A 24,021-nucleotide genomic window follows, 5' to 3' on the forward strand; every position below is an offset into this window, starting at 1 on the left:
TCTCAGATGGAAATTCAATACTAATGTATAGTGACTTATACGCAACACTTACAAAAAGTATACAATATTGAAAATCATTTCACTTTGCCGATTTTGTCAGTAGCGTCCGCTCTCGCGGCTAGTGCCGTAGTGGTCGTCGCCAAAATCGCGGAACTCGTCGGCATTGCCGTATGAGGCGTCGTGGCGGTAGCCGTGGTTGCCGCGGCTGTCGAAGTTGCGGTATAGGTCCCCCTCTTCCGGGTTATCATAGTTGGGATTATACCCTGTGCTGTAACGGTAGCGGGTCCGCTCAAAGCTATCCGGGTTGTAAAACTGCGGATTGCCGCGGCTCACGCGCCCCAAGTCGTTTTCGGGGCCGTGCGGCAGGCCATACTCCTCGTGGCGAGGTACCCCACTATAAGTGTTGGTCTCGTAAGTGGTGTTGTAGAAATCCTCCATGCTGCCGCGGTAGTCGCCTTCGCGCATGCCGCTCTCCTCATACCTGGCGCGGTACCGGCGGCCGTCGCCCTCGTACTCTGGTCTTCTCTCCCACTCCAGGTTTTCCTCAAAGCGCTGGTGCTGCCACTGCGGATGTCTCTGTTCGTCTCGGCGACCGTAATCGTTGTAGTACTGATCTCTGTTATCTCTCATAGCTTTATTCTTTAAAGGACAGCCGCAGAAGATCGCTCTCCTGCGGCTGCACGGTTTTACATATTAGTGACGGTTGTGACGGTCTTCGGAACGTCGCTGCGGGCGGTTTTCCTGTCCCCAGCGGTCGAGGTTGCTGTAGTGGCTGTCCTCGCCAAAGTGCTCGCGGCCTTCGGTGTGGTTACGACCGGCGAAGCCCCCGCTGTAGTCGTTGTCGTACATACGGTTGTTCATTTCGTAGCGTCGGTAAGATTCGTAATCACCCATGGACGAGTGGCCCTGGAAATCACGGTCGCCCCTACCAATGTCGTGTCCGAATCGTTCATTGGCCATACCGGAGCGCGTCCAGCTGTTTCCCTGTTGGCGCAGGTCGTCGTAGTCGCGGCTGCTGTAATCGGCCCGTGGGTCGTAATGGCGGCCTGAATTGTGGTCATCGTTTGGCATGTAGCTCATACCATAGGGGTTGTCGTTTCGTCTGCCTCTGCTTGAGGTATAATCTTCGCCGCTGTACTGCGCACCGCCTGGCTGAAAGCGCCCCTGCCTGGAGCCGAACTCGTGGTCTATGTTAGTATTGAAAGATCTGGTGTCGTAGAAGTCGTTTTCCTGCCCACCGTAGCCGCTGTTGAAGCGCGAATCTACGGTATAGTTGCCACGGTCTGAGTTTTCGCCATGGTGATGGGTATGTGCCCAGCGTGGCTCCATGTTACGATCGTCGCGGTTTTCTTCTCTGTTGTTTCTCATAGCGTTGTGTTTAAATGTCCTACAAAGTTCAGCTACTGTTTACGGGCATGCCCCCGCTTTGGGTTAAAGACGTGGTGTAAACTCCCAACCGGATTGTTCGTTTATAGAGGGGTATACCAATTCAAGATAAGACTATGGAAAGATATAACAACTGGCAGGACAGACGGGATGATCGCCACCGCGACAGCCGTCGTCTGGACGAATCGCAGTACAGGGGCGCATACCGCCTGGACGAAGACGGCCATTACAGCACCTACAACCGCTCCAACCGAGACGACATGGGTAACCGTGGCCGCCATGAAAATAACCACGGAGGCGACTACGTCTACCGTCGCAGCCGCAACCTGCAGGACAACGATGGTTATACCGAGCGCCAGTACCAGCAAAGCTACCGCGGTGACAACTCACGCCAAGGGAATTACAGCAATTTCGGTGGACGCTACGGAGGTGGCGCAGGTATGCGCGACGACCGCTCAAGGTATGGCAACGAAGGCGGAAACTCGCGTGAAGACAGCCAGTACTACGACGACGATTACGGTCGTCGCATTTCGGGCAATTTCGATGGCGACTACCATCCTGACAACTACCCGCAGCGCCGCGGCGAGAACTACGGCAACATGGCCGGCTCGCTCAGCTATGGCTACGACGGCGGCTATACCTCCGATCCGGACTATAACCGCCGTTACAACCCACTGACCGGCGAAATACGTCATCGTTCGGGCAATTACCAGCAAGGACAGCCGCGCCGCTACGGTCCGCCAGACCGCACCGCTTCCAACCCGGATTACGACCGCTACTAAGGTATAGCCGTAAGCCTGGAGCAGTTCAAAGTAAAATTTTAGACAACCAAAACAACTTGAAGATGAACACAGATAAGAATAAAGACCAGAATAAGAATCAGAACAATATAAACGAAGGCAACAAAGTGCCGAACATCCACCCCACCGCTAAGAAGGATTCGTCAGAGCAGATTGCACGCTCTGAGGAAAACGAGCAGGCAGGTCGCACCACAGGCAACGAGCCTCGCACTGGTGGCAGACAGGGCGGCAAAAGCGTGGAAGACGGCGGACAGGATGTCGGCAGCAGTGCCGGAAGCCGCTAGCATATAATCAGATTTTCAAATGGGGAGGCCGGGGATCACCTAGCCTCCCTTTTTTATGCCTGCCCTAATTTTGTATCTTTGGCTATACCTGCTTTGTCAACGCAAGGTATAACAGGTATAGCCACTAAGCCAGCAGAGGGCTTCTTGAATGGAGAAAATCAAAGCAGACGAACATTTAGTCATCATCGGAAACGGCATTGCGGGCGTTACCCTGGCGCAGCGTGTGCGGCAAGGGAGCGACTGTCGCATCACTATGGTGTCGGCTGAGTCGCGGCTGCACTTTTCGCGCACCGCCCTCATGTATGTGTACATGGGCCACATGCGCTTTCAGGACATTGTGCCCTATGCCGACTGGTACTGGCAGGAACAGCAGATCGAACTGGTGCACGATTATGTGGAGCGGGTGGAAACGGGCGATAAAAAACTGGTGATGCGCGAAGGTGTTCCCCTGCATTACGACAAACTGGTGCTGGCCACCGGCTCCAGCGCCGCTTACTACGACTGGCCCGGCCAAACCCTGAAAGGCGTGCAGGGCCTCGTCTCGCTGCAGGACCTGGAGTTGATGGAGGCTAACACAGCAGGTATAGCGCAGGCCGTGATCGTTGGCGGCGGGCTGATCGGGGTGGAAATGGCCGAAATGCTTCGTAGTCGTGGCATTGCCGTGACCATGCTGATCCGGGACAAACTCTATTGGCACAATGTGCTGCCTCAGGAGGAAGCGCAACTCGTGACAGACCATATCCGGCAACACGGCATTGAACTGTTATTTCAGGAAGAGCTGCAGGAAATTGTGGCTGATGACGCGGGTCGGGTGCGCGCCATCCGAACGCGCAGTGGCCAGGAGTTGCCCTGCCAGTTTGTGGGCATCACGACGGGTGTGCAGCCAAATGTGGAATTTCTCAAAGACGCAGGTATAGACATTGACCGGGGCGTCCTGGTAAATGAGTTTTTCGAGACGAACCAGCCTAAGGTATACGCCCTCGGCGACTGCGCCCAGTTCCGAAACCCCGCTCCGGGTCAGCCGATGCTGGAGCAGCTCTGGTATACTGGTCGGTTGCAAGCCGAGGCGCTGGCCTCGACCCTGCTCGGCGACCGCAAACCTTACGAGCGTGGTCCCTGGTTCAACTCGGCCAAGTTCTTCGACATCGAATACCAGACCTATGGTACCGTTCCTGCGCAATTAGCCGAACAGCACCAGTCGCTGTATTGGCAGAACGAGGAGGCGACCAAGGCCATCCGTTTGCTGTATGACAAGGAAACGGCCCGACTGCTGGGTGTAAATCTGCTCGGCATCCGCTACCGCCACGATCTGTGTCACCACTGGCTGCAACAGGGCTATACCCTACACGATGTCATGCAGGAACTACCGGCCGTCAACTTCGACCCAGAGTTTTTCCAGCGCTACGAAGAAGCGTTGCTGCGCCAGTACTATACCCGCTTCCCGGAACGGCAGCCGCCCTCGAAAAATAATACCTGGTGGGAGCTGCGCAGGCGCTTTGGTCTGGCTTCTGACACTGCTTCGTGTTAACCATTGCGACAAAATAGATTTTGACAAAAGACAAAGGCCATAATAACTCACGTACACACTTCATCAACAGGTGAAGTTTTGTTAATTATCCGTTCAGTCCATAACCTAAATACACGCCGCACTTAATCACCGATCCTACAGATGCATACCGCCGCAACTCTCCCCACATCCCCTTCGCCTTCAAGCGGTTCGCTGAACGTTCTGAAAATGGCAGGCCTGGTGCTCATCAGCCTCGGACTGCTGGGGATATTGGTCGCGGCCGTGGGGGCTGATTATCTGTCGCCTGTTATGACCGGGTTGGGAGGCACCTTTATCCTCACGGTGGGTGCTTTGCTTTACATCTGGCAAAGCCGCCGGCAAAAGTCTCCTACTGAGCAAAATCATGGAATTTGGCAACAAGAGGCTACCTCGCGAGGCGCTTCCGCCTGGGTCATCGGTTTTGTGCTCACCGGTTTTTACGTGCTCCTTTACTGGTTCCCGGACACCCTGCAGGGGCTAATTCAGGCCACGGAGCCCCTGAGCCAGTGGCTGCGCGGCAGACCGAGCGATCAGTGGTTCCTGTATGGCACTTTCTATACCCTGGCGATTCTCGTGATGGGCGTATATGCCCTGCTCAAGTACCGCAACAGCCGCTACCACATCATCCGGACCATCTCGGTTATGTTCTTTCAGTTGGGCTTTGCTTTTCTGCTCCCGGGACTGCTGCTCATGCTCAACAAACCGGAATATTACTTCAGTTACTTCTGGCCGCTCAAGTACGACTACCTGTTTCCGGGCACGGTGGACTATCTGATCCGCGACGGTGCGGCCTTGGGCGTATTCATGGTGTTTTGGGGAGCCGTTTTCTCTTTTCTGGCCACCCCGGTGCTCACCTATTTCTATGGTAAGCGCTGGTACTGCTCGTGGGTATGCGGCTGCGGCGGACTGGCCGAAACCGCCGGCGACCCTTACCGGCACCTCTCCGACAAAAGCCGCAAAGCCTGGCGCTGGGAAGTGGCCACCATCTACCCGATCCTGGGGTTCGTCATTCTCACCACGCTCTTTCTGTGGATCAACTCCTGGAGCGAGGGTCGGCTGTTAGGCGATCTGTCAGGCGGCTTTGCCAGCACCTACGGCTTCTTTATCGGGGCCATGTTTTCGGGTGTGATCGGGGTAGGCTTTTACCCGCTGATGGGCAACCGGGTATGGTGCCGATTTGGCTGTCCGATGGCCGCCTACCTGGGCTTGCTGCAAAAGCATTTCTCCCGCTTCCGCATCAGCACAAACGGGGCGCAGTGCATCTCCTGCGGTAACTGCTCCACCTACTGCGAAATGGGCATTGATGTGCGCTGGTATGCGCAACAGGGTAAACCCATCATCCGGGCCTCTTGTGTGGGCTGCGGCATTTGCGCGCACGTTTGTCCGCGCGGCGTACTGAAACTAGAGAACGGTCCGCGCGAGGGCCGCTATGCTGGCTCCCCGCTGATCGGGCGCGACGAACTGCGGATTTTAGGCTAGGATTTAAGAAAAAATCCGAAGTCTATGCCTGCGCCTATTTCTGCTTCTCTCAAATTCGCTTGACAAAACAGTACGCTACCCGAGTAGCGAAGACTTTATTCACATGTACTAATTCACTGATAACCGAAGTCTGAAAAACCCATAAGCAATAAACGCATCGCGGGCACCTGCCTGAAGCAAGTGCCCGCGATGCGTTTAAGAAAACAGGTCAGCCGGGTGGCTATACCTGCCAGGTACTACTGCAATTCTTCCTGCTCCATGTATTCCCACATGGCATCTTCGCTGGCGCCGATTTTAGCCGCGTAAAGCAGCATAGTGGTGTAAACGGCGATCAACAAAAAGCTAAGCGGGATAGAGAATACAAAAGACACAACGAGCGTCTTTACCGGATCGGGCTTTGTCTTCATTTTAGTAGATGCATACCAAAAGAAACAGATATTGAAGATGCCGGCAAGCGCAATAAAATTGATGATATCTAACATTGGCTAAAAGTTAAATGTTGTTTCTGATTTTCCCGGAGCGTGTACAATTTAGGGTATAAAGCCGAAAAGTACACATTTTAGTTCAAATCAGGTCGTGTGTTTTTTGGTCAGGTTTAGATTGCGAGTGTGCTTATTCTTAAACACATAGTGCAATTTAGGAGACATAAACTTAATTCACAATAATTGTTAGAAATAAATTTAACAATATGTTAACACCTGCCCAAAATGCCCTTTAGCAAGCAGATTTGAGCCAATTAAATATCGCAAAAATCTGATAATTAACAACTTAAAGATTAACAACCTGAAACCTGCCTTTGGCCGCTCACGGAAAAAAACAAGCCACTGCAGCGTATCCCGCCACGTTACTCGATCGTTACGCCCTTCAGTCCGGTGCGGCCATAGAACACCGGAAAATACATCAACTCTGCCTTGGCCGGGTTAAGGGTATAGGTACCGCTATAGCGCGGCAAAAGTCGGATGGTGTAGGTATGCTTGCCCTTGGGCAGACGGTCTGCAAAGATGGCGACCTTGTGGCGGAAATATTCCCGGTGCACTTCATATGGTCCACGACCCGTTTTCTCATCATAAGAGCAGCCAGCAGGTATAGGCACCTCGATCATCACAAAGTCGGCATTGGCTTTGGCCTCCACTTCCACCACTAGTTCAACCGGCATGCCTGCTGTTAAAACGGCCTGGCCTGCCATACCTTTAAAGGAGGTCTTCACGACAAAGTCTTTCTGCACCGGCTCCGGACTGGCGTTCCAGTGGGTTTGGTAGGCTGTCAGGTATAGCGGCAACTTACCAGTCTTTTGGATAACCAGTGGCTGGCCCGGCAGGAAGGTGGTGTCTACGGGGAATTTGCTTGCCTCCAGCCGCAGAGGCCCTGTCAGTTTCAGAGAGTTCTGCAGCTGCTGATCACCTTCATTTGTGTTCAGCAAATCAGGCAGCAGCGTTTCCAGTATGCGGGCCGACTCGTAGGTGTTGCGCCAACGCCCGTTGCGGCGCTCGCTTAGCAAATAGGCGCGGATGCGGGCCAGTTCCTGTTCGCGACCGCCTGCCGCCTTCAGTATGTTGTAGGCCAGCAGCGTGTTGGAGATGTGGTTGTTGAAGAGGCTATACCTGTTCTCGCCCCAGTGCAGCCCGCCAAGAGTAGTCGTTTTCCTGTACTTTTGCAGCGTATCGAGTGGAGCCTCCAGTATGAGCAACTGGCGCATGCGCGTGAGTCGCAGCTGTTCTTCCAGGGTTAGTCCCTCCCGTTTCGAAAGCTCCGTCACGTAGCGGGTGTAGTCGACCTTGGCCTGCAGTTTGTACAGCGTTTCGAGCATCATCAGTTTGTCCGTGGCGCGTGCCTGCTCCAGCCGGTATACCATGTAGTCCTGTAGCTTTTTTTCGTCGTATTTCGGGGCGTAACCTTCCACTTTGGCCAGCGACAGTGCTTCCACCACGTGGCTCGTGATCCAGGTATAAGCCGGGCCAGTTTGCCACCAGGTCCAGGCTCCTTCGGGGAGCTGGGTCTTTTCGAGGTGGCGCACCAGACGGCGCACCAGCCTTTCATGCTCAAATTTTTCCCCGAGCTGCTCCCGGATGCGCTTTTCCAGCAGCAGCCCCTTGAGCTTGGAAGCGGCCTGCTCAGTGCACCAGTATTCATACTTGTGCAGGTAGTCGATTTCCTCGAGCATTACTTCTAACAAATTGCCTTTCGCGTGCAGCTTCACAGGGCCTTTCGCCGGGTCAAAGTTCAGAGTCAGCGTCGTGTCCGTGTGCAGGGCAACAAAGTGTCCGGTGGTCTCCTGGGTGCCTTTCGGGTATACCCGGACGTGCCGACGCTCGCCATCGGCCATGCCTTCGGTGGAGTGCAGGGCGAAGAGCACTTCCACCGAGTCAGGCGCAACAGGCGGGGCTGTAAAGGTGAGGGTATCGGTATAGGCCCGCTTCAGCAGTACCTGTCTTTTGCGCACCGGTTTGCCATCCACCTCGAAGCGGGTGCTGACGTTGGAAGAATCCGGCAGGTAGTTGAGTGCCTTGCCTACGACTTGCGTTTTGTCACCCTCCACCAGGAAGCGCGGCATCGCCAGTGTGGCCATCACCGCTTTAAAAGACTTGATGCTAGTGCTGTAGATGCCCGTTCGTTTCTTGCCGTCCATGCCCAGCACGTAAGTGTTCCAACTGGTGATGTCGCCGGGGAAAGTAACCGGGAAAGTAGCCTGCCCCTTGCGATCGGTGAGCAGGCGCGGCTGCCAGAAGGCGAAGTCGGAGAAGCTCTCGCGGATGGCCCCTGCCTCGTCTACCGGCAGCGCCGCCGTAAGTCCCTCTGACCCCTTGCCGCCGATGATGATCACGCCCCCAGCCGCTACGGAACCATAGAGCGCCGTTCCGGCTGCGGCATCCAGCTTCTTCATGGAGGCAAGCAGGGCCGGATCGAGGTCAGACAATTCTCCGCTGTAAGGCACCCCGTTCACGATGATAAGTGGTGATGTGGCGCTCCGGACGGAGGCGTTTCCTCTGATGCGTATATTTCCTTCGGAAGACACATGTACTCCCGGAGCAATTCCCGCTAACTGAGTTGCGTAGGCCATTTCACCTTTCCGCTGCGCACCATAGCCCACTACCACTACCTCCTGCAATTCTTTCGCATCCACTTGCAGACTGGTATCAATAATTCTTCGTCCTTCAGCAGGCAGTTCAGCTGTAACATACCCAATGAATCTGAAAACCAGCACAGCGTTGGCAGGCACGCCAAGCTGGTAGTAGCCGTTAGCATCAGTCGCCGTGCCGATGTGTGTACCTTTCACCAGCACCGCCACGCCCGGCAGCGGCTCGCCTGACACCGCGTCCATAACTATACCTGATACGGTCGTGCTGTACTCGCTCAGACCGGAAGTATAGCTGTCGTTTCGCATCTGCCGGATCAACTGCTGCTGCACTTCTATCCCTACCCCGCGCTGTGCTTCCCTGATTCTTCTGTTAACCAACTGCAGCAAGGTCTGGCTATACCTGTCGGGTTGCTTCTGTGCGGTTGGCTGCAGGTATAGCTGCACTTGTCCGTTTGCCTGCACGCGCAGGTCGGTGGCCACGTAGCTGCTATCCGGGAAGAGCAGCGCCAGCCGATAGTTGCCAACCGGTATACCTGTCAACATCCGCGTATTGCCGTTGTAGAGTCGGGCGGAATCGGGCTGACCAGCCTTGTGCAGCACGGCAATGGTGGGCTGCTGTGTAAAGGCGGTGTCGAGTCGCCAGCCTACGCGGCCTTTGGGCAGGTAGTCGTTGTAGCGCGGGTTATTGCCCAGGGCCTTTTGTAGCCAGAACTGCCGCTGCAGCTCCTCCCACTCTTGTTGCAACTGCTGTTCGGTCAGGGCCTTGTCGTAGAGGGGCACCGGGTTTCGTTCCTTTTTGTTCCAGGCGCCGAGGTGAGCGTGCTCAGGCAAAAGTTTGCGCTCACGCATTTTAAGGAGCTCCCGCTCAAAGGTATAGGTATAGCCCGCCTCCAGCTCGAAGGTGGTGTTGAACTTGCCAAACCGGGTGAACTGCAGATAATCCGGTGAGTAAGGGCCCGTCAGCAGAGCGATTTTTGACGAATGGTAATAGTTGTTTTGGAAGCGGCCATCCTGCAGGTGCAGTACCCGGGGGCCCTGCTTGAGGTAGGCCAGATCGCTTCCGAAATTCTGCTCCACTTCCAGCAGGTAGCCGTGCAGGTTGTTGCGTTCCCGGGCCGATAGGTAGTCTTTTCTTTCAGCCTCTTTTGCATACGGTACGGTAGCCTGTGTCAGGTCAGCGCTCAGTACCAGTTTGTGGTAAGGGCGCAGGTATACGCTGTCGAGGGTGACCAGTTTGTCGGCGGTGCGCATCACGATAGTATGGTAGCCGCTGTCGGCCGCAAAGGAATAGGCGGGCACCACATCCGTTCCGGAGAAATACACCGGCACTTTGTCGAGGTATACCACGTGCACCGGCACCACCCTGCCCGAGTCCACCACGAAGGGCGAGAACTGCGTGAGGCTGTCGCGGGAAGGGCTGTATTCTGTAAAAATGTCTTGTTTCGGGTACAGGAAGTTGTAGTAGGCGATGCTGTCAAGCCCCATGCGCCGGCTCCATACCTGCCAGTCCATTAGCTGTGTGGCGGACTTGGCTTCGTTTTTCAGCCGCAGTTTCTGGTAGGGTTTGCGTCCCTTGTATTTGTCCCAGGACGGCAGCGTGGGCACACCCTGCGCCGTGAATTTCGAGGTGATGGCGTAGGCCGTGAGGTCGGCGTTGGGCACTGGCTTGCCTTTGACATCGCGTACCGTTACGGTCAGGTCGCTCTTTTGGCCGGGGTATACCACTTGCGGCGCGTCCACCTCCACATTCAGGGTATACCTGCGGTGCGGGGCTACTTTCTCGTCTGACCGGATCTCGCCGCCCCACATGTAGCGGAGCGTCACAAAATAAGGAGCATCGCCGCGCAGGGCCCGGGTATAGCGCAAACGCTGCTCCTGCCCTTTGCCCTGCTCCACCAGTTTGTCTCCCCGGTATACGAAGAACCAGTACGGCAGCTTTCGTGGATTGTCCAGTACCAGGTAGAGTGAGTCGTTGTTCCGGTCGGTATGGGCCTGCAGCTGTGCATTTTCGGGGCTCAGGGAGAGCGATGTTTCCTGCTTCGGGGACTGTAAAATGTAGCGCCGTACATAAGGGTTCACCTGCAAACGGAAGGGCAGCTGCACCAGTTGATCGAGTACCTTATTTCCTCTCACATCCACAGCGGTCAGCTGCGCTTTTTGCGGCATGGGCTTGTCGCCCTCCACATACCGGGCCAGCAGACTGTCCTGCGAAAGACTGAGTTGCAATTTCCCCGGCCTGTAGGTATAGCTGGCCTCTGCGGACTGGAAACTACGCTCGTTGCTGCTGTTCAAAAAATCAGCTCTGACCTGATAGCGCAGGGAAGCCTTCGGGAAAACGGTTGACGGGATGGTGATGCTTGTCTCACCTGCGGACTCCAACGGTTGACGGTGTTTCCAGAGCGTATCCGGCACAAAAACCTGTCGCTCATCCGACCAGAACACTTGCCTGGTAAGTACGGCCACCTCTACCCGGGCATCGAGCAGGCTGAGGCCGTTGGCATCCGTGCCGCGCACATGCAGCTGGTTCTCCACCCCGGCCTGGTGCTCTTCATGTGCCAGCCGTAGGGTATACTTGTTTTCCTTCAGCTCGTAGTCTTCGTAGGTAAACGAGTGGCGCACCAGTACATCCTCCCGCTTGTTCGTTCGCTCCAGCAACAGGTTGTAGGTGGCATCCAGGCGCAGGTTCAGGCTGTCGTGCAACACAAACCAGCCCTCGTAGGCCCCCTTGCGGTAAGGGCTGATCGTAGCCAGTTTCTTTCGCCTGATGTTGTAGCCATTCAGCACCAGCTGCGCTTTATGGCGCACCGGCTTGCCATTTTCGTTCACGACATAGGCCTTGTATCGGACCGTATCGCCGGGCTGGTAGAGGGGTTTGTTCGTGACCAGGTAGCCTTTGTATTTGTCGGGTTTTTCGTTGCGGTAGTCTTCGTCGAAAATAGCGGCTACGCTTCGTATCCAGCCCTCCGGATGTCCCCACCGAATGGTTTTGTACACGTCCCGAAACGGTCGCCAGGTATAGTAAATGGGCCAGGTGTTGATCAGGCGTTGCCACCACTTTGGTTTGTAAAGCTCGTGCTGCGGAGCCAGCTCTTCGTAAAAGGTATGACCTTGGTGACTGACGCTGACTATACCCTTTTTCGGGCCTTTCTTCAGTCTGTAAGTGTTTGTTTCGCTATCAAAGGGCACATGCTTTTTGCCGGCCGTTACCTTTGCATTCCTTATCAGCTGGCCCAGACTGTCGTGCACTACAAGGGCAAGTTCCGGCTGCAGGTGCAGGAGTTTCGCCTGCGTTTTGCTCTTTGTTTCGAGCCAGTAGACCAGGTCAGGTCCCTGGGCGTGCATGTACAGGTAGTGCCCCTGTGGCAGCGGCTTTGTATAGGTTTTCCCGATCGCAAAGGAGTCGATCGCGGTGTGGAAGAAACTAGCCTTCACGACATTCGGTCCCTTCTCGTAAATATCAAGCGCCTGTTCGTCGGTGATTTTGTAGATGTAGGTATAGGGACTGCGCAGCTGGGAATTGGCGAGTCGGCCCTGCGGGAAAGCAGGTATGGCAAGCAAGGAAATAAAGAGTAGCAGCAGTAGTTGTTTTAGCATAGCGAGGTGTCAATTCCATATCAATATACTGAAAATAATATATTGATATCCGCCCATCGCGACAAATGGTTCTTCCGTAGCGTAGCGACCACGCGCACAGCCGCTCTTCGCCGGCCGTATCAACAGGCTGCCTTAATTTTCATTTATACAATAGCTTTGGCCTTCTAGAATCTCTGCAATAAATCCTATTATCTTCACATTTCATCATAGATCCAACGAGGGCCTTCCCTAGCAAAATACTAGCCATAAATCCATTAACTAAATAAATCGAAAACTAAATAACTATATACTAATTAGCCCGTACTTTAAAAATACAAAACGCAACAAGTACCATGTTTTTAAATTTTTAGTATTTAGCAAAGGACGCCTTTACTCCTCAGGCACCCTCCTTTGTATGTCAAATCTTTTTAAAGGGACGTCGCCATGGAAATAACCAACCACACCCCGCACCAGAACCGTCATATCTTTTTTGTGAAAGGCCTTGTAAAGCAGCAAGCGCTTGATAAAGTACGCCAGGCCATCGCCGAGTCGCCCCAAGTGAGTAGCAAAGAGCTCTGGATCGACTGCTCGCACGTTGACCGCCTGCACCTGACCAACAACAGTATCTGCTCCTTTGTGAGCGAACTGCTCAAAATCCGGAAACAGGGTATAAAAGTGGTACTCTGCGACATGAACGCTACGACCGAACGCCTATTCCGACTCCTGCGCCTCGATTCGCTATTCGAAAAGGCCCGGTCCTTCGAGGAAGCTGAAAAAGAGAGAATCCCGCAACTTGCCGCTTAAATCTGCCTTTCTATAAACACAGAAGAGCGCCCCTGCCGAAAGCAGAGGCGCTCTTTTTTTGAATCTATACCTATACCTGCTACAGGCTCATGGTGAGGATCTGCTCCACGTCCGCCACCTGAATGTCGGCCCGCTCACCCAGGTTCTTCACACCGCGCTCCTCAAAGCGCTGCACGATCTCCTGTATCGTCGACTTGTCCACTTCGTAGTCTCTCAGCCTGGTGCGGATGTCCAGCGACTCGAAGAAATTGACGGTGGCCTGCACGGTGGCTTCGAGGCGGTCCTCGTCGCTGCCTTGGGTGACACCCCATACCCGCTCGCCGTACTGCAACAGTTTTTCCCGTTTGGTATCGCGCTTGTAGCGCAACAGCGAAGGCAGCACAATGGCCAGCGTGCGCGCATGGTCGATGCCGTGCAGCGCGGTCAGCTCGTGGCCGATCATGTGCGTGGCCCAGTCAGTCGGCACGCCCACCCGGATGACCCCGTTCAGGGCCATGGTGGCGCACCACATGATGTTGGCAGCCGTATCATAGTCGGTTGGGTTTTGCAGTGCCTTAGGTCCCTCCTCTTTCAGCGTAATCAGGATAGACTCGGCCAGGCGGTCCTGGAGCGGCGCATTGACCGGATAGGTCAAATACTGCTCCAGCACATGCGTGAAGGCATCCACAACGCCGTTGCTGAGTTGGCGCAAAGGCAGCGAAAAGGTAGTCTCCGGATCAAGGATGGAGAATTTGGGGAAGGTGAGCGGTGATCCGAACGACAGCTTCTGCTTGGTTTCTTCCCGCGTGATCACCGAGCCGGAGTTCATCTCCGAGCCTGTGGCCGGCAGCGTGAGCACCGCCCCGAACGGGATGGCTTCGGTCACCGGCACCTTCTCAGAGCAGATCTTCCACGGGTCGCCACCCTCGAAAGGTATGGCTGCCGCAATGAACTTAACGCCATCGATGACAGAACCGCCACCTACCGCCAGGATGTAGTCTATTTGTTCTTGTTTGGCCAGGCCTACGGCCTGCATCAGGGTCTCGTAGCGCGGGTTGGGCTCAATACCGCCAAACTCCACCACCTTGTGGCCTTTCAGGGCATCCATGACCTGTTCGTATACCCCGTTTTTCTTGATGCTCCCGCCGCCATAGGCCATCAGCACGCGTGCACCAGCCGGCACCTCTTTGGACAGGCCCGCGATCTGCCCTTTGCCAAACAGGATCTTAACCGGGTTATAGAAAGTGAAATTGTTCATAAACGTAATTTTGCTAATTAATTGGTGTTAAAATCTGCCACTTTCACAAGCAGTTTGCCTGTGTTCTCACCTCTAAACAAGCCGAAGAAGGCCTGTGGCAGTTGATCGAAGCCTTCCAGTACATGTTCTTCGTACTGCAATTTACCAGCTTTTACCCAGTTTGCCAGCTCAGTGGCGGCCTCCGGGAAACGGTCGGCATAATCACTCACGATAAAACCCTTCATCAGTGCCTTTTTTTTGAGCAGGATAGGCTCCACCCGCGGACCCGTCGGTACCGAGGTGGCGTTGTACAGCGCGATCTGTCCGCAGACTGCGATGCGGGCAAAGTCGTTGAGCTGGCTGTATACCGCATCCGAAATCTCCCCACCCACGTTGTCGAAGTAAATGTCCACCCCATCGGGACAGGCCTTTGCCAGTGCCTCGCGCATATTGGAAGTGGATTTGTAGTTGATGGCCTCGTCGAAGCCAAGCTCTTCTTTAAGATAGGCTGTCTTCTCGTCAGAGCCGGCTATACCTACCACGCGGCAGCCCTTCAGCTTGGCGATCTGCCCGACCACGGTACCTACCGCCCCCGCCGCGCCGGACACCACCACCGTCTCGCCTTCTTTGGGCTCCCCGATAAACAGCAAGCCGCAATAGGCCGTCATGCCCGGCATGCCCAGTATACCTAGGTGGTAGCTCAGTGGCGCCAGGTTCGGGTCCAGCTGACTGAGTCCTCTGCCATTGGAGATGCTGTACGTTTGCCATGGAAGATTACCCAGCACAACGTCACCGGCCTTATACCTGTCATTCCGGCTTTCTGCTACCTCGGCCACCACGCCCCCGGCAATGGGTTCGTTTAAGTTATAGGGCGCCACATAGGATTTGGCATCGCTCATACGGCCGCGCATGTAGGGGTCAACCGATATGTAGAGGGCTTTCAGCAGCAGCTGCTCTTCCTGCAGATCCGGCAATGTTTCCTCTCTGAATTCAAAATTCTCCTCGGTGGGCATGCCCTTTGGCCGGCTTTTCAATAAAATGCTTTTGGTTTTCATAGACTTGGATGTGTTATACCTTTTAGTGTATGGAAAACAGATGCCGGGGGTTATGGTTTTGTTCGCAGCAGGTTTCAAAAGAAAAAGGATGGCAAAGCGCTATCGCCTGTGCCATCCTTTAAACAGTTGCCTGCTCAGACTTACTTTTCGATCGCTTTGAAAGCCAGGTGGGTCAGAAAATCTTCCGGATCGCCGCTGCCATTCTGGTGTATGTTCGTCAGGGAAGGCAGGTGGAGGGCAAAAAATTTCTGGTAATGCGCGCTCTCCGCTATCGTGGAGACCAAAGACGCCGGATACTTGTACTCCGGGTTGATTTCGAGTATGATGTCGGCTATACGCTTGCAGAGGCGCTTGTAGCTCAGGAAGAAGCCCTCTTTGTTGTTGGCATCCACGGTTTTGGTCAGGTAGGCCTTGGCCGACTCCGCCACCACAATGCGCTGCAACGTAGCCTCGTCGATGTGCTCAAACTCCAGGTCGTTCTCGTTGCGGCCCGACAGAATGCCGATCGCGATGCGCAGGCGCTCCTCGGGCGAGCTGATGTTGTTGATGGCGAACACCAGGCGGTACTCGAGCCAGTTCCAGTACCACGAGATCAGGTATGAGAGCAGCATGTGCTTGCTCTCGAAGTACCTGTAGATGGTGGCCTCCGTACTGTTGATGCGCTCAGCCAGTTTCTTGAAAGTAAAGGCCTCCAGTCCCAGTTCATCGATCAGGAGAATGCCATGTTTGACGATGTCACGCCCTTTTTCGGACCCCTCCGGGTCTTTGAGGTATACCTTCTCCTCTACTTTGATCTTAATATTTGCCAGCAAGTTCTTCATGAAGTGTCTCCGTCAGGTTTTCTGCGTCGTCGTAAAAGTTCACCACACCGGTTTCCACATTATACATACCGCCTACAATGCCAATCTCGCCTTTTTCTATCATTTCGCGAAGGATCGGGCTGTTTTTCTTTATCTCGCCTATGGCCCACACCACGTTGGTCTCGGCCACTTTTTCCACGAATTCGCTGTTTTTAGAGCTCCGCTCGCCGGCATATTCTACGGCGGCTACCGCAGGCGCTATCTTGTGCAGCAGCTTGCTCAGGTTGCCCAACTCCACATGGTCGCAGGCTCCTTTTATGGCACCGCACCGGCTGTGGCCCAGCACCACAATCAGTTTAGAGCCAGCCACTTTGCAGGCAAACTCCATGCTTCCCAGTATGTCTTCGTTCACCACGTTGCCGGCCACCCTGGTGCTGAAGATGTCTCCCAGCCCCTGGTCGAAGATGAGTTCGGCCGATGTGCGGGAGTCGATGCAGCTTAACACGATAGCAAACGGAAACTGGTCTGCCGACGTTTCGTTGACCTGCTGCAGCAGGTTGCGGTTCACTTTCAGGTTGCTTACAAAGCGCTTGTTGCCTTCCAGCAGGATTTCCTTTGCGCGCTGCGGGGTCAGTTCTGCCTGTGTTTCTCTGTTTTGCGTTCTCATGGGTCTATGTTTTTTTGAATTCATTGGGAGGTCCTTCAAGCAGCCTGTCCGGCAAAGTTCGGGTGTTTTCAGAACTTCCTGCCTCCGTATTGCTTTTTTTGTCTCCGGATTTCTGTTTTATTTTCAGGCAGCTGCCTCTACTTTCCCTTATCATTTACCAGTTCTCAATCTCTCCAGGCACATCCGGGTTCGCAGCGCTTTGCCGGTTTTCAACTGAGAATGTACCGGTTATACCTACACGGTAATCGTGAAGTCGCTATACCTGTGTCGGCCAGCTTACATGTAAACATGGCAGAAGTACCCGAAAACCAGGTTGACCTATGACTATAGTACCTTCTGTTTAAGGTATAGGTTCGAAATCTGAATCAATAGCTTTACTTTAACACTACAAAGTAAAGCTACATTTGTTTTAATTCCCAGCTTTCCCCGGTTTTTATTGTCGGGCATGATTTATATCATTGTTTCCGGAAACAGGTGCTCGTAAATCGCAGTCCGTAGCGAGAAGGACGAACCTGTCGCGCAGGGAGCATGTCTGTTGAATGTCGTATATTTGCCTGGCATTGGAACAGGGCTGTGCCGGACCGGCAAAGCCCCGCTATTGACCATTAAACACCGTTTACAAGTATGCAACAGTGGAATAAACTCAGCAAGGACACCATCCGGACGATTGTCTTCAATGCCCTGGCCGAGAACGTGAATTTCTATGATGAGAACATCCTGGGTATACCTGGCTCCCATCTCGATAATAAAGTCTTTTACCAGGATGCCCCCTTTCTCAAGGACGCACCTTTCCTGACGGCGCTTATCCACAACCCAAACCACATCGGCTGCCATACCCTGGGCGCCTCTGAGTCCTTTTTCAGGGGAACGCACCAGATTGAGCGGGAGTTGATTGCCTTGTGCGCCGAGCAAATCCTGAAAGCCGAGCCGGACAGCTGCGACGGCTACGTGGCGGCCGGCGGCACGGAGGCCAACCTGCAGGCCATCTGGATCTACCGCAACTATTTCCGCAACCATTACGGGGTCAGCAGTGACAACATCTGCATCCTGTGCTCCCGCGACAGCCACTACTCCATGAGCAAGGCCGCCAACGTGTTTGACCTGGACATTGCCATGGTGCAGGTGGACGAGGCCACTAGAGCCCTGGACGAGGAGCACCTGCAGGAGACGATCGCAGCGCAGAAAGCGAAAGGCAAGAGCCACTTTATTGTGGTGGCCAATATGATGACAACCATGTTTGGCTCAGTGGATAACGCCGAGGTATATGCAGCAGCACTTGAAGCAAACGACTGCCGGTTCATGATCCATGTGGACGCAGCTTTTGGCGGCTTCATCTACCCGTTCACCAACCCGGGCAACATGCTCAACTTTCAGAACAAGCACATCACCTCGGTCACCCTGGATGCGCACAAAATGGTGCAGGCCCCTTACGGCACGGGCATCTTCCTGATCCGGAAAGGCTTTATGCAGCATGCCAACACCAAGGAGGCCAGCTACGTGGAGGGCGAGGACTTTACCCTGATCGGCAGCCGCTCCGGCGCCAATGCCATTGCCGTCTGGATGATTCTGATGACCTATGGGCGCTACGGATGGGAAGAGAAAATTACCACTCTGCTCAACCGCGCCACCTGGCTGGCCGGCGAGCTGGACAAGATGGGTATCTCCTATTACCGCGACACCTACTCTAACATCGTTACGATCCGGAGCGAGTTCCTGAGCAAGGAGATTGCGGGCAGGTATGGCCTTGTGCCGGACAACCACCAGAGCCCGCGCTGGTACAAGATCGTGGTGATGGACCACGTGACCATCGACCGCCTGATCCCGCTGCTGGAGGACCTGAAAGTATACCAGCAGGAAGCTTGCCTGGCAGAGTAAATCGTGTTTTGCTATACCTTGCTATACCTGCGCCGCAGGTTCTATACCTTACCCATCAATCAGAAAAGGCTCCCTAAGCGGGAGCCTTTTCTGATTTAGGGCCTTGCTATACCTACAGCGACGCCGTTAGTTGCCGCGGAGCTGCTATACCTGTTCCCCTGTAATTCTGTAGAAAGAGCGCCAACTTGTCCATGGTCTGACTCAGTTCCTGCACCTCCGGCAGGTAGACGATGCGGAAGTGGTCCGGCTGCTGCCAGTTGAAGCCGCTGCCCTGTACCAGTAGCACATGCTGCTCTCGGAGAAAATCCAGCACAAAGGCTTGGTCATCCGTAATGCGGTATTGCTTCACGTCGATCTTCGGGAAGAGGTAAAAGGCGCCTTTGGGCTTCACGCAGGTGACGCCCGGTATAGCCACCAGCTTTTCGTAGCAGGTGTCGCGCTGCTGCCGTAGCCTGCCGGTTGGCAGCACCAAGTCCTGCATCCCCTGGTCACCTTCCAGCGCCGCCTGTATGGCAAATTGGGCCGGCACATTGCTGCACACCCGCAGACTGGCCATGGTGTTTAGCCCCTCAATGTAGCTTCTTGCCTTGGCCTTGTTGCCGCTCACCAGCATCCAGCCTGCCCGGAAACCGGCCGCCAGGTAGTTCTTGGAAAGGCCGCCGAAGGTCACGGTCAGCACCTCGTCCGAAAAAGTGGCCGTGGAGCGGTACGCCACTTCGTCGTAGAGGATCTTGTCGTAAATCTCATCCGAGAATACCACCAGGTTGTGGACTGCAGCCAGCTCGACCAGTTCCTGCAGCAGTTCCGGGGCATAGACCGCGCCGGTTGGGTTGTTGGGGTTGATGATCACCATGGCCTTGGTGCGGCTGGTGATCTTACTTTTGACGTCGTTTAGGCCCGGGTTCCAGTCGGAAGCTTCGTCGCAGAGGTAGTGCACGGCCTTGCCGCCCGAGAAGCGCACAGCCGCCGTCCAGAGCGGGTAGTCCGGCGAAGGCACCAGCACCTCATCCCCTTCGTTGAGCAGCGCCTGTACTGCCTGCAGGATTAGTTCGCTTACCCCGTTGCCGAGGGAGATATCGTCGGTATGGATGCCAGCTATACCTTTGGCGGCATAGCAATTTCGGATTGACTCGCGGGCAGACAGCAAGCCTTTATGGTCCGAATAGCCTTGGGCGTGGCGCAGGTTGTCGATGATGCTTCGGGTAACCGCCTCGGGTGCATCGAAGCCAAAGGGAGCCGGGTTGCCGATGTTAAGCTTGGTGATGCGGTGTCCCTCCCGCTCTAGTTCTTTTGCCTGCTCGTATATGGGGCCGCACAGTTCGTAATGAACCGCGTCGAGCCGCGTGCTGCGTTGTATCATAGCTGTTAAATTTCCTCAAAAATAAGGGTTCGCTGCACATGATAAACTAGTACATATACTTAAAAAACGCGGCTTCTATGTTCTACTCCAAATTTTTGTCTTCTGCCTTTACTCCCTGTGGAAAAGCAACTAAGCTTACCTGTACCCATCATTCACCATAAATACTATTCCTAATTGATACACAATACATTATACTCAACTATAAATCAATTAAAAAGCCCCTACCAATGAGGCAAGGGCTTTAGAGAAGCTTCATTCTAAATCAGGCTCGTCGCCTGTTAAAGGGCATCTGTCATATCGTCCAGTTCGCGGGCATGGTCAAGGTGCATACGCAAGGCGGGCAGTGTCTTCTGAGCAAAAGCCCGAAGTTCAGCGTCATCCAGATCCTCTACGGCCTGCTCATACAGTTCTACAGCATCCTCATGTGCTTCTTCCTGTACATCGGCAAAGTCTTTATCGAATGGGACGCCTGTTTTACCGTCAAGTCGGCTTACAATAGCCTGCTTGTCCTGCGGAAGCGTGGTAGGCACCTGCAGGTTCTTCTGCTGCGCCAGTGTCATCAGTTCCTGACTGGAGGCTGTATGGTCAGTTACGATCTCCTGCGCAAAATCTCGCACCTCCTGCATCGTTGACTTCTGAAGCGCCATGTTTCCTGTCTGAATCTCAAACATATCACTGGCAGCAGCACGCTGCACAAACTCCTGTGCTGTCAGCCGAGGCAAGTCAATATCATCGTCATCGTCGTCATCGCAGGCTGCTAAAAATGCTAGCGGCACAAAAAGTAGTAGCAGTCTCCATCTCAAATCCTTCGCTCTTTTCATAGTTAAATTATTATGGTTAAACTAAAGGAACTCAGGCAGAAGAAACACACTTTCTTCTGCAGTCCTGTTTTTAAACGTGCACCTCTGGCAATGAGGCAGCAGATAAATACGTAAAAGCTCAGGTATAAACACATAATATAACAATAGGTATACTGAGGTATTTGCCCTACAGGAGGTACAGCCTCTTACCAACCACCTGTTGCTTTTCCCGCCTTTCCTTTCCGCCACTCTGGTTGATTCCCCCGGGCCACAGAACCAAAAACTAAAATTTTTAGTATATATTGCTAAATATATTAGCTAATCCTATATTTGAGGCATGTGTCGCGAAAGAGACCAAACGAGAAAGCACTATGGAAAAAACACATCCCCCTTACACCCTGCCGCACAGCCTCGAGTTGTTGCCCCTGCATCTGTCTGAGCTCCTGGAACTACCCATCAGCCAAAGCTATGTAGCGGCGGGTTTCCCTTCCCCGGCCGACGATTACCTGGAAGACAGGATCAACCTGCAGCAGGTGCTCATCCACAATCCTACCGCCACCTTTTTGGTGCGGGTACGGGGCGAATCGATGCGTGACGCCCGGCTGCATGATGGCGACATCCTGGTAGTGGACCGCTCCCTGAAACCGCGCGACGGCCACATCATCATTGGCGTGGTAGACGGCGAATTCACGGTAAAGCGCTACTTAAAAAAAGGAGACCGGATGTTTCTGCAGCCGGCCAACGAAGCCTACCCGCCCTTGGAGATCACCGAAGAAATGGACTTTAAACCCTGGGGCGTGGTGGTGTGGTCGCTCCACAAAGTGAACGGCAGCCATGACTAACCTTTTCGCCCTCGTGGACTGCAACAATTTCTACGCCTCCTGCGAGCGGGTCTTCGATCCGAAGCTGGAGGGCAAACCCATCGTGGTGCTCTCCAACAACGACGGTTGCATCATTGCGCGGTCCAACGAAGCCAAGGCGCTGGGCATCAAAATGGGCGAACCGGCATTTAAAGCAAAGGATACGATAGAGCAGCACAACGTACACGTTTTCAGCAGCAACTACACCCTGTATGGCGACATGTCGGCACGGGTAATGCAGACGCTGGGGCAGTTCACGCCCAACCTGGAAGTATACTCCATCGACGAAGCCTTTCTGGACCTGGGCAACTTCTATGGCCGCGACCTAAACGAGTATGCCGGGGAGATGCGAAGCACCGTCAGGGCCTGGACAGGTATACCCGTATCGGTAGGCGTGGCCCCCACCAAGACACTGGCTAAGCTGGCGAACCGGCTTTCCAAGAAGTCGAAGAAGGCGGATGGGGTGCTGGTGTTGACCGATGAGCGGCACATAGAGGAGGCGCTGCGGCGCACGGAAGTGGGTGATGTGTGGGGCATGGGCCGGCGCTATGCCCAGAAGCTGGCCGGTTTCGGCATCCACACCGCCCTGGACCTGCGCAATGTTTCCGATGCCTTTGCCAAAAAGCACCTGACCGTGGTGGGCCTGCGTACTGTGCGTGAGCTACGCTGTGAGCCCTGCCAGGACCTGGAACTGGTGGCACCCAATAAGCAGAACATCTGCACGTCCCGCTCCTTTGGCGCGTCCGTCACGACGCTCTCACAGCTGCAGGAGGCCACGGCCAACTACGCCTCGCGCTGCGCCGCCAAGCTGCGTCGCCAGCAGAGTTGTGCGGGTGCTGTTACGGTGTTTGTGGAGACCAACCGTTTCCGGGAAACAGATGCACAGTACTTCAACAGCAGAACCATCGCGCTGCCCACGGCCACCAGCAGCACGCTGGAGCTGGTACACTATGCCAACCTGGCGCTGCAGGCGCTCTACCGCCCAGGCTACCGCTACAAGAAGAGCGGCGTGATCGTGTCGGAGCTGCGGCCGCAAAACCAGGTGCAGACCAGCCTCCTCGACCCCGTGGACCGCGACAAGCACCAGCGCCTGATGCAGGTCCTCGACAAGCTCAACAGCACCTGGGGCCGCGACAAGGTCACCTGCGCCGCCCAGGGCACCACCCGTCCCTGGCAGCTCAAGTGCGAAAAGAAGTCGCCCTGCTATACCACGCAATTCAAGGGACTCCTGTGGATTGAGACGAGATAGCAAACAGAGGAAAAAGAAAATCACAGAGCAGAAGCTATGAAAGCAGACGAATTTTTGAAAGGCCGCGGCGCGCAGTACAACCCCGCCAACCCCTACCTGAAACAGGAATATGTAGCCGCGCACATCGAGGGGCTGGACGAGGCGATGCTCTGCAACAGCAAGACAGAGTTCTTTGCGGAACACCCTAAGAAGATCATCAACAAGATTGATAGTCCGGACCTAGGCCTTGCTTACTCCATGAACCCCTACCAGGGCTGCGAGCACGGCTGCATCTACTGCTATGCCCGCAACACCCACCAGTACTGGGGCTACGGCGCCGGGCTCGACTTTGAGCGCAAGATCATCGTCAAGGAGAATGCCCCGGAGGTGCTGGCCCGGCAGCTGGAGAACCAGAAATGGCAGGTCATGCCCATCATGCTGGCCGGCAACACCGACTGCTACCAGCCCATCGAGGCGAAAAAGAAACTGACGCGCCGCATACTGGAAGTTTTGCTGCAGTACCGGCACCCGGTGAGCATCATCACCAAAAACGCGCTCATCCTCCGAGACCTCGACCTGCTGCAGGAGCTCAACAAACTAGACCTCGTACATGTGAACATCAGCATCACCACGCTGAACGAGGAGCTACGCCAGAAGATGGAGCCTCGCACCGCCACCGGAGCCCGGCGACTGCAGGTAGTAAAGCAATTAACGGATGCTGCTATACCTGTCAATGTGATGGTAGCGCCCATTATACCCGGCCTCAACGACTCCGAGATACCGGCCATCATCAGAAGCGCAGCCGAGGCCGGTGCCAGCAGCGCCGCCTATACCATCGTGCGGCTCAACGGCAACATCGGACCCATCTTCGAAGACTGGATCCGGCAGGCTTTTCCAGACCGGGCGGACAAAGTATTAAGCCAGATCGCCGACTGCCACGGCGGGCAGCTTAACGACAGTCGTTTCGGCACCCGCATGCGCGGCGAGGGGAAATTTGCTGAGGCCATCAACCGGCTCTTCAGCATGAGCAGGCGCAAGTACATGGCGGGACGCAGCATGAAACCTTACAACTATAACCACTTCTGTACCAGGGCAGGTATACAAATGAATCTCTTTTAAAAGTTGAAGATAACATCACCTGTACCCTAGCGATAGATGTCCAGGCAAATTACCCAGAAAGTATAGTCAGGTCTGCTTGTAATCAGGATGCAT

At 54.6% G+C, this 24,021-nt stretch carries 19 protein-coding genes; 9 read left to right on the top strand and 10 right to left on the bottom strand.

The window, feature by feature from the left end; translation table 11 throughout:
- Window positions 1–96 precede the first annotated feature (96 nt).
- Entirely contained in the window at window positions 97–630 is a 534-nt protein-coding gene (locus tag B0B12_RS05510; RefSeq protein WP_076666450.1) for a hypothetical protein, read from the bottom strand.
- Between the two features lie 63 nt (window positions 631–693).
- On the bottom strand, window positions 694–1,368 hold the full coding sequence (locus B0B12_RS05515; RefSeq protein WP_076666451.1) for a hypothetical protein: 675 nt from the start codon (window positions 1,366–1,368) through the stop codon (window positions 694–696).
- A gap of 134 nt (window positions 1,369–1,502) precedes the next feature.
- Here B0B12_RS05515 and B0B12_RS05520 point away from each other — a divergent pair, with 134 nt between their 5' ends.
- The 4 genes from B0B12_RS05520 to B0B12_RS05535 all read left to right on the top strand — a co-directional run bounded on the left by B0B12_RS05520 (window position 1,503) and on the right by B0B12_RS05535 (window position 5,495).
- The gene (locus B0B12_RS05520) at window positions 1,503–2,168 is read left to right on the top strand and encodes a hypothetical protein (protein ID WP_076666452.1); all 666 of its coding nucleotides are present in this window, start codon (window positions 1,503–1,505) and stop codon (window positions 2,166–2,168) included.
- Window positions 2,169–2,230: 62 nt separating this feature from the next.
- On the top strand, window positions 2,231–2,470 hold the full coding sequence (locus B0B12_RS05525; protein WP_076666453.1) for a hypothetical protein: 240 nt from the start codon (window positions 2,231–2,233) through the stop codon (window positions 2,468–2,470).
- Between the two features lie 148 nt (window positions 2,471–2,618).
- Window positions 2,619–3,998 carry an NAD(P)/FAD-dependent oxidoreductase gene (locus B0B12_RS05530; RefSeq protein WP_076666454.1) on the top strand — a complete coding sequence of 460 codons (1,380 nt, stop codon included), beginning with the start codon at window positions 2,619–2,621 and terminating at the stop codon, window positions 3,996–3,998.
- 141 nt (window positions 3,999–4,139) lie between these two features.
- Window positions 4,140–5,495 carry a 4Fe-4S binding protein gene (locus tag B0B12_RS05535; protein ID WP_076666455.1) on the top strand — a complete coding sequence of 452 codons (1,356 nt, stop codon included), beginning with the start codon at window positions 4,140–4,142 and terminating at the stop codon, window positions 5,493–5,495.
- 236 nt (window positions 5,496–5,731) lie between these two features.
- On the opposite strand, the gene B0B12_RS05540 is transcribed toward B0B12_RS05535, so the two are convergent.
- Window positions 5,732–5,977: a hypothetical protein gene (locus tag B0B12_RS05540; protein ID WP_007652719.1), complete on the bottom strand. Its 246-nt coding sequence runs from the start codon at window positions 5,975–5,977 to the stop codon at window positions 5,732–5,734.
- A 362-nt stretch (window positions 5,978–6,339) separates the two neighbouring features.
- Window positions 6,340–12,165 carry a carboxypeptidase-like regulatory domain-containing protein gene (locus B0B12_RS05545; RefSeq protein ID WP_076666456.1) on the bottom strand — a complete coding sequence of 1,942 codons (5,826 nt, stop codon included), beginning with the start codon at window positions 12,163–12,165 and terminating at the stop codon, window positions 6,340–6,342.
- Between the two features lie 423 nt (window positions 12,166–12,588).
- Between B0B12_RS05545 and B0B12_RS05550 the strand changes: the two genes are divergently transcribed.
- Window positions 12,589–12,948 carry an STAS domain-containing protein gene (locus tag B0B12_RS05550; RefSeq protein ID WP_076666457.1) on the top strand — a complete coding sequence of 120 codons (360 nt, stop codon included), beginning with the start codon at window positions 12,589–12,591 and terminating at the stop codon, window positions 12,946–12,948.
- Window positions 12,949–13,027: 79 nt separating this feature from the next.
- On the opposite strand, the gene B0B12_RS05555 is transcribed toward B0B12_RS05550, so the two are convergent.
- The 4 genes from B0B12_RS05555 to B0B12_RS05570 form a co-directional block, all read right to left on the bottom strand.
- Window positions 13,028–14,185, bottom strand: a complete 1,158-nt coding sequence (locus tag B0B12_RS05555; protein WP_076666458.1) for an iron-containing alcohol dehydrogenase — start codon at window positions 14,183–14,185, stop codon at window positions 13,028–13,030.
- 17 nt (window positions 14,186–14,202) lie between these two features.
- A complete protein-coding gene (locus B0B12_RS05560) occupies window positions 14,203–15,219 on the bottom strand; it encodes an NADP-dependent oxidoreductase (RefSeq protein WP_076666459.1) in 1,017 nt (338 codons plus the stop codon).
- Between the two features lie 140 nt (window positions 15,220–15,359).
- Window positions 15,360–16,040 carry a TetR/AcrR family transcriptional regulator gene (locus tag B0B12_RS05565; RefSeq protein WP_076666460.1) on the bottom strand — a complete coding sequence of 227 codons (681 nt, stop codon included), beginning with the start codon at window positions 16,038–16,040 and terminating at the stop codon, window positions 15,360–15,362.
- A complete protein-coding gene (locus B0B12_RS05570; RefSeq protein WP_076666461.1) occupies window positions 16,015–16,686 on the bottom strand; it encodes a carbonic anhydrase family protein in 672 nt (223 codons plus the stop codon). Before B0B12_RS05570 ends, B0B12_RS05565 begins: the two co-directional genes overlap by 26 nt.
- A 624-nt stretch (window positions 16,687–17,310) precedes the next feature.
- Between B0B12_RS05570 and B0B12_RS05575 the strand changes: the two genes are divergently transcribed.
- Window positions 17,311–18,561, top strand: coding sequence for a pyridoxal phosphate-dependent decarboxylase family protein (locus tag B0B12_RS05575; protein WP_076666462.1), 1,251 nt, complete (start codon window positions 17,311–17,313; stop codon window positions 18,559–18,561).
- A gap of 112 nt (window positions 18,562–18,673) precedes the next feature.
- Here B0B12_RS05575 and B0B12_RS05580 read toward each other — a convergent pair whose 3' ends face one another.
- Both B0B12_RS05580 and B0B12_RS05585 read right to left on the bottom strand, forming a co-directional pair.
- On the bottom strand, window positions 18,674–19,921 hold the full coding sequence (locus B0B12_RS05580) for a pyridoxal phosphate-dependent aminotransferase (protein WP_076666463.1): 1,248 nt from the start codon (window positions 19,919–19,921) through the stop codon (window positions 18,674–18,676).
- Between the two features lie 278 nt (window positions 19,922–20,199).
- Window positions 20,200–20,742 (bottom strand): DUF4142 domain-containing protein, encoded by a 543-nt coding sequence (locus tag B0B12_RS05585; RefSeq protein ID WP_076666464.1) that lies wholly within the window; start codon window positions 20,740–20,742, stop codon window positions 20,200–20,202.
- A gap of 350 nt (window positions 20,743–21,092) precedes the next feature.
- Here B0B12_RS05585 and B0B12_RS05590 point away from each other — a divergent pair, with 350 nt between their 5' ends.
- Genes B0B12_RS05590 through B0B12_RS05600 form a run of 3 tightly spaced genes read left to right on the top strand, consistent with a single transcriptional unit; the run spans window position 21,093 to window position 23,928 of the window.
- On the top strand, window positions 21,093–21,563 hold the full coding sequence (locus B0B12_RS05590; protein ID WP_076666465.1) for a LexA family protein: 471 nt from the start codon (window positions 21,093–21,095) through the stop codon (window positions 21,561–21,563).
- Window positions 21,556–22,830, top strand: a complete 1,275-nt coding sequence (locus B0B12_RS05595; protein WP_076666466.1) for a Y-family DNA polymerase — start codon at window positions 21,556–21,558, stop codon at window positions 22,828–22,830. The genes B0B12_RS05590 and B0B12_RS05595 overlap by 8 nt, the downstream gene beginning before the upstream one ends.
- Window positions 22,831–22,866: 36 nt before the next feature.
- Entirely contained in the window at window positions 22,867–23,928 is a 1,062-nt protein-coding gene (locus B0B12_RS05600; RefSeq protein WP_076666467.1) for a PA0069 family radical SAM protein, read from the top strand.
- Window positions 23,929–24,021: the final 93 nt, after the last annotated feature.

Source organism: Pontibacter indicus, assembly GCF_900156345.1.
GTDB classification, from domain to species: Bacteria; Bacteroidota; Bacteroidia; order Cytophagales; family Hymenobacteraceae; genus Pontibacter; species Pontibacter indicus.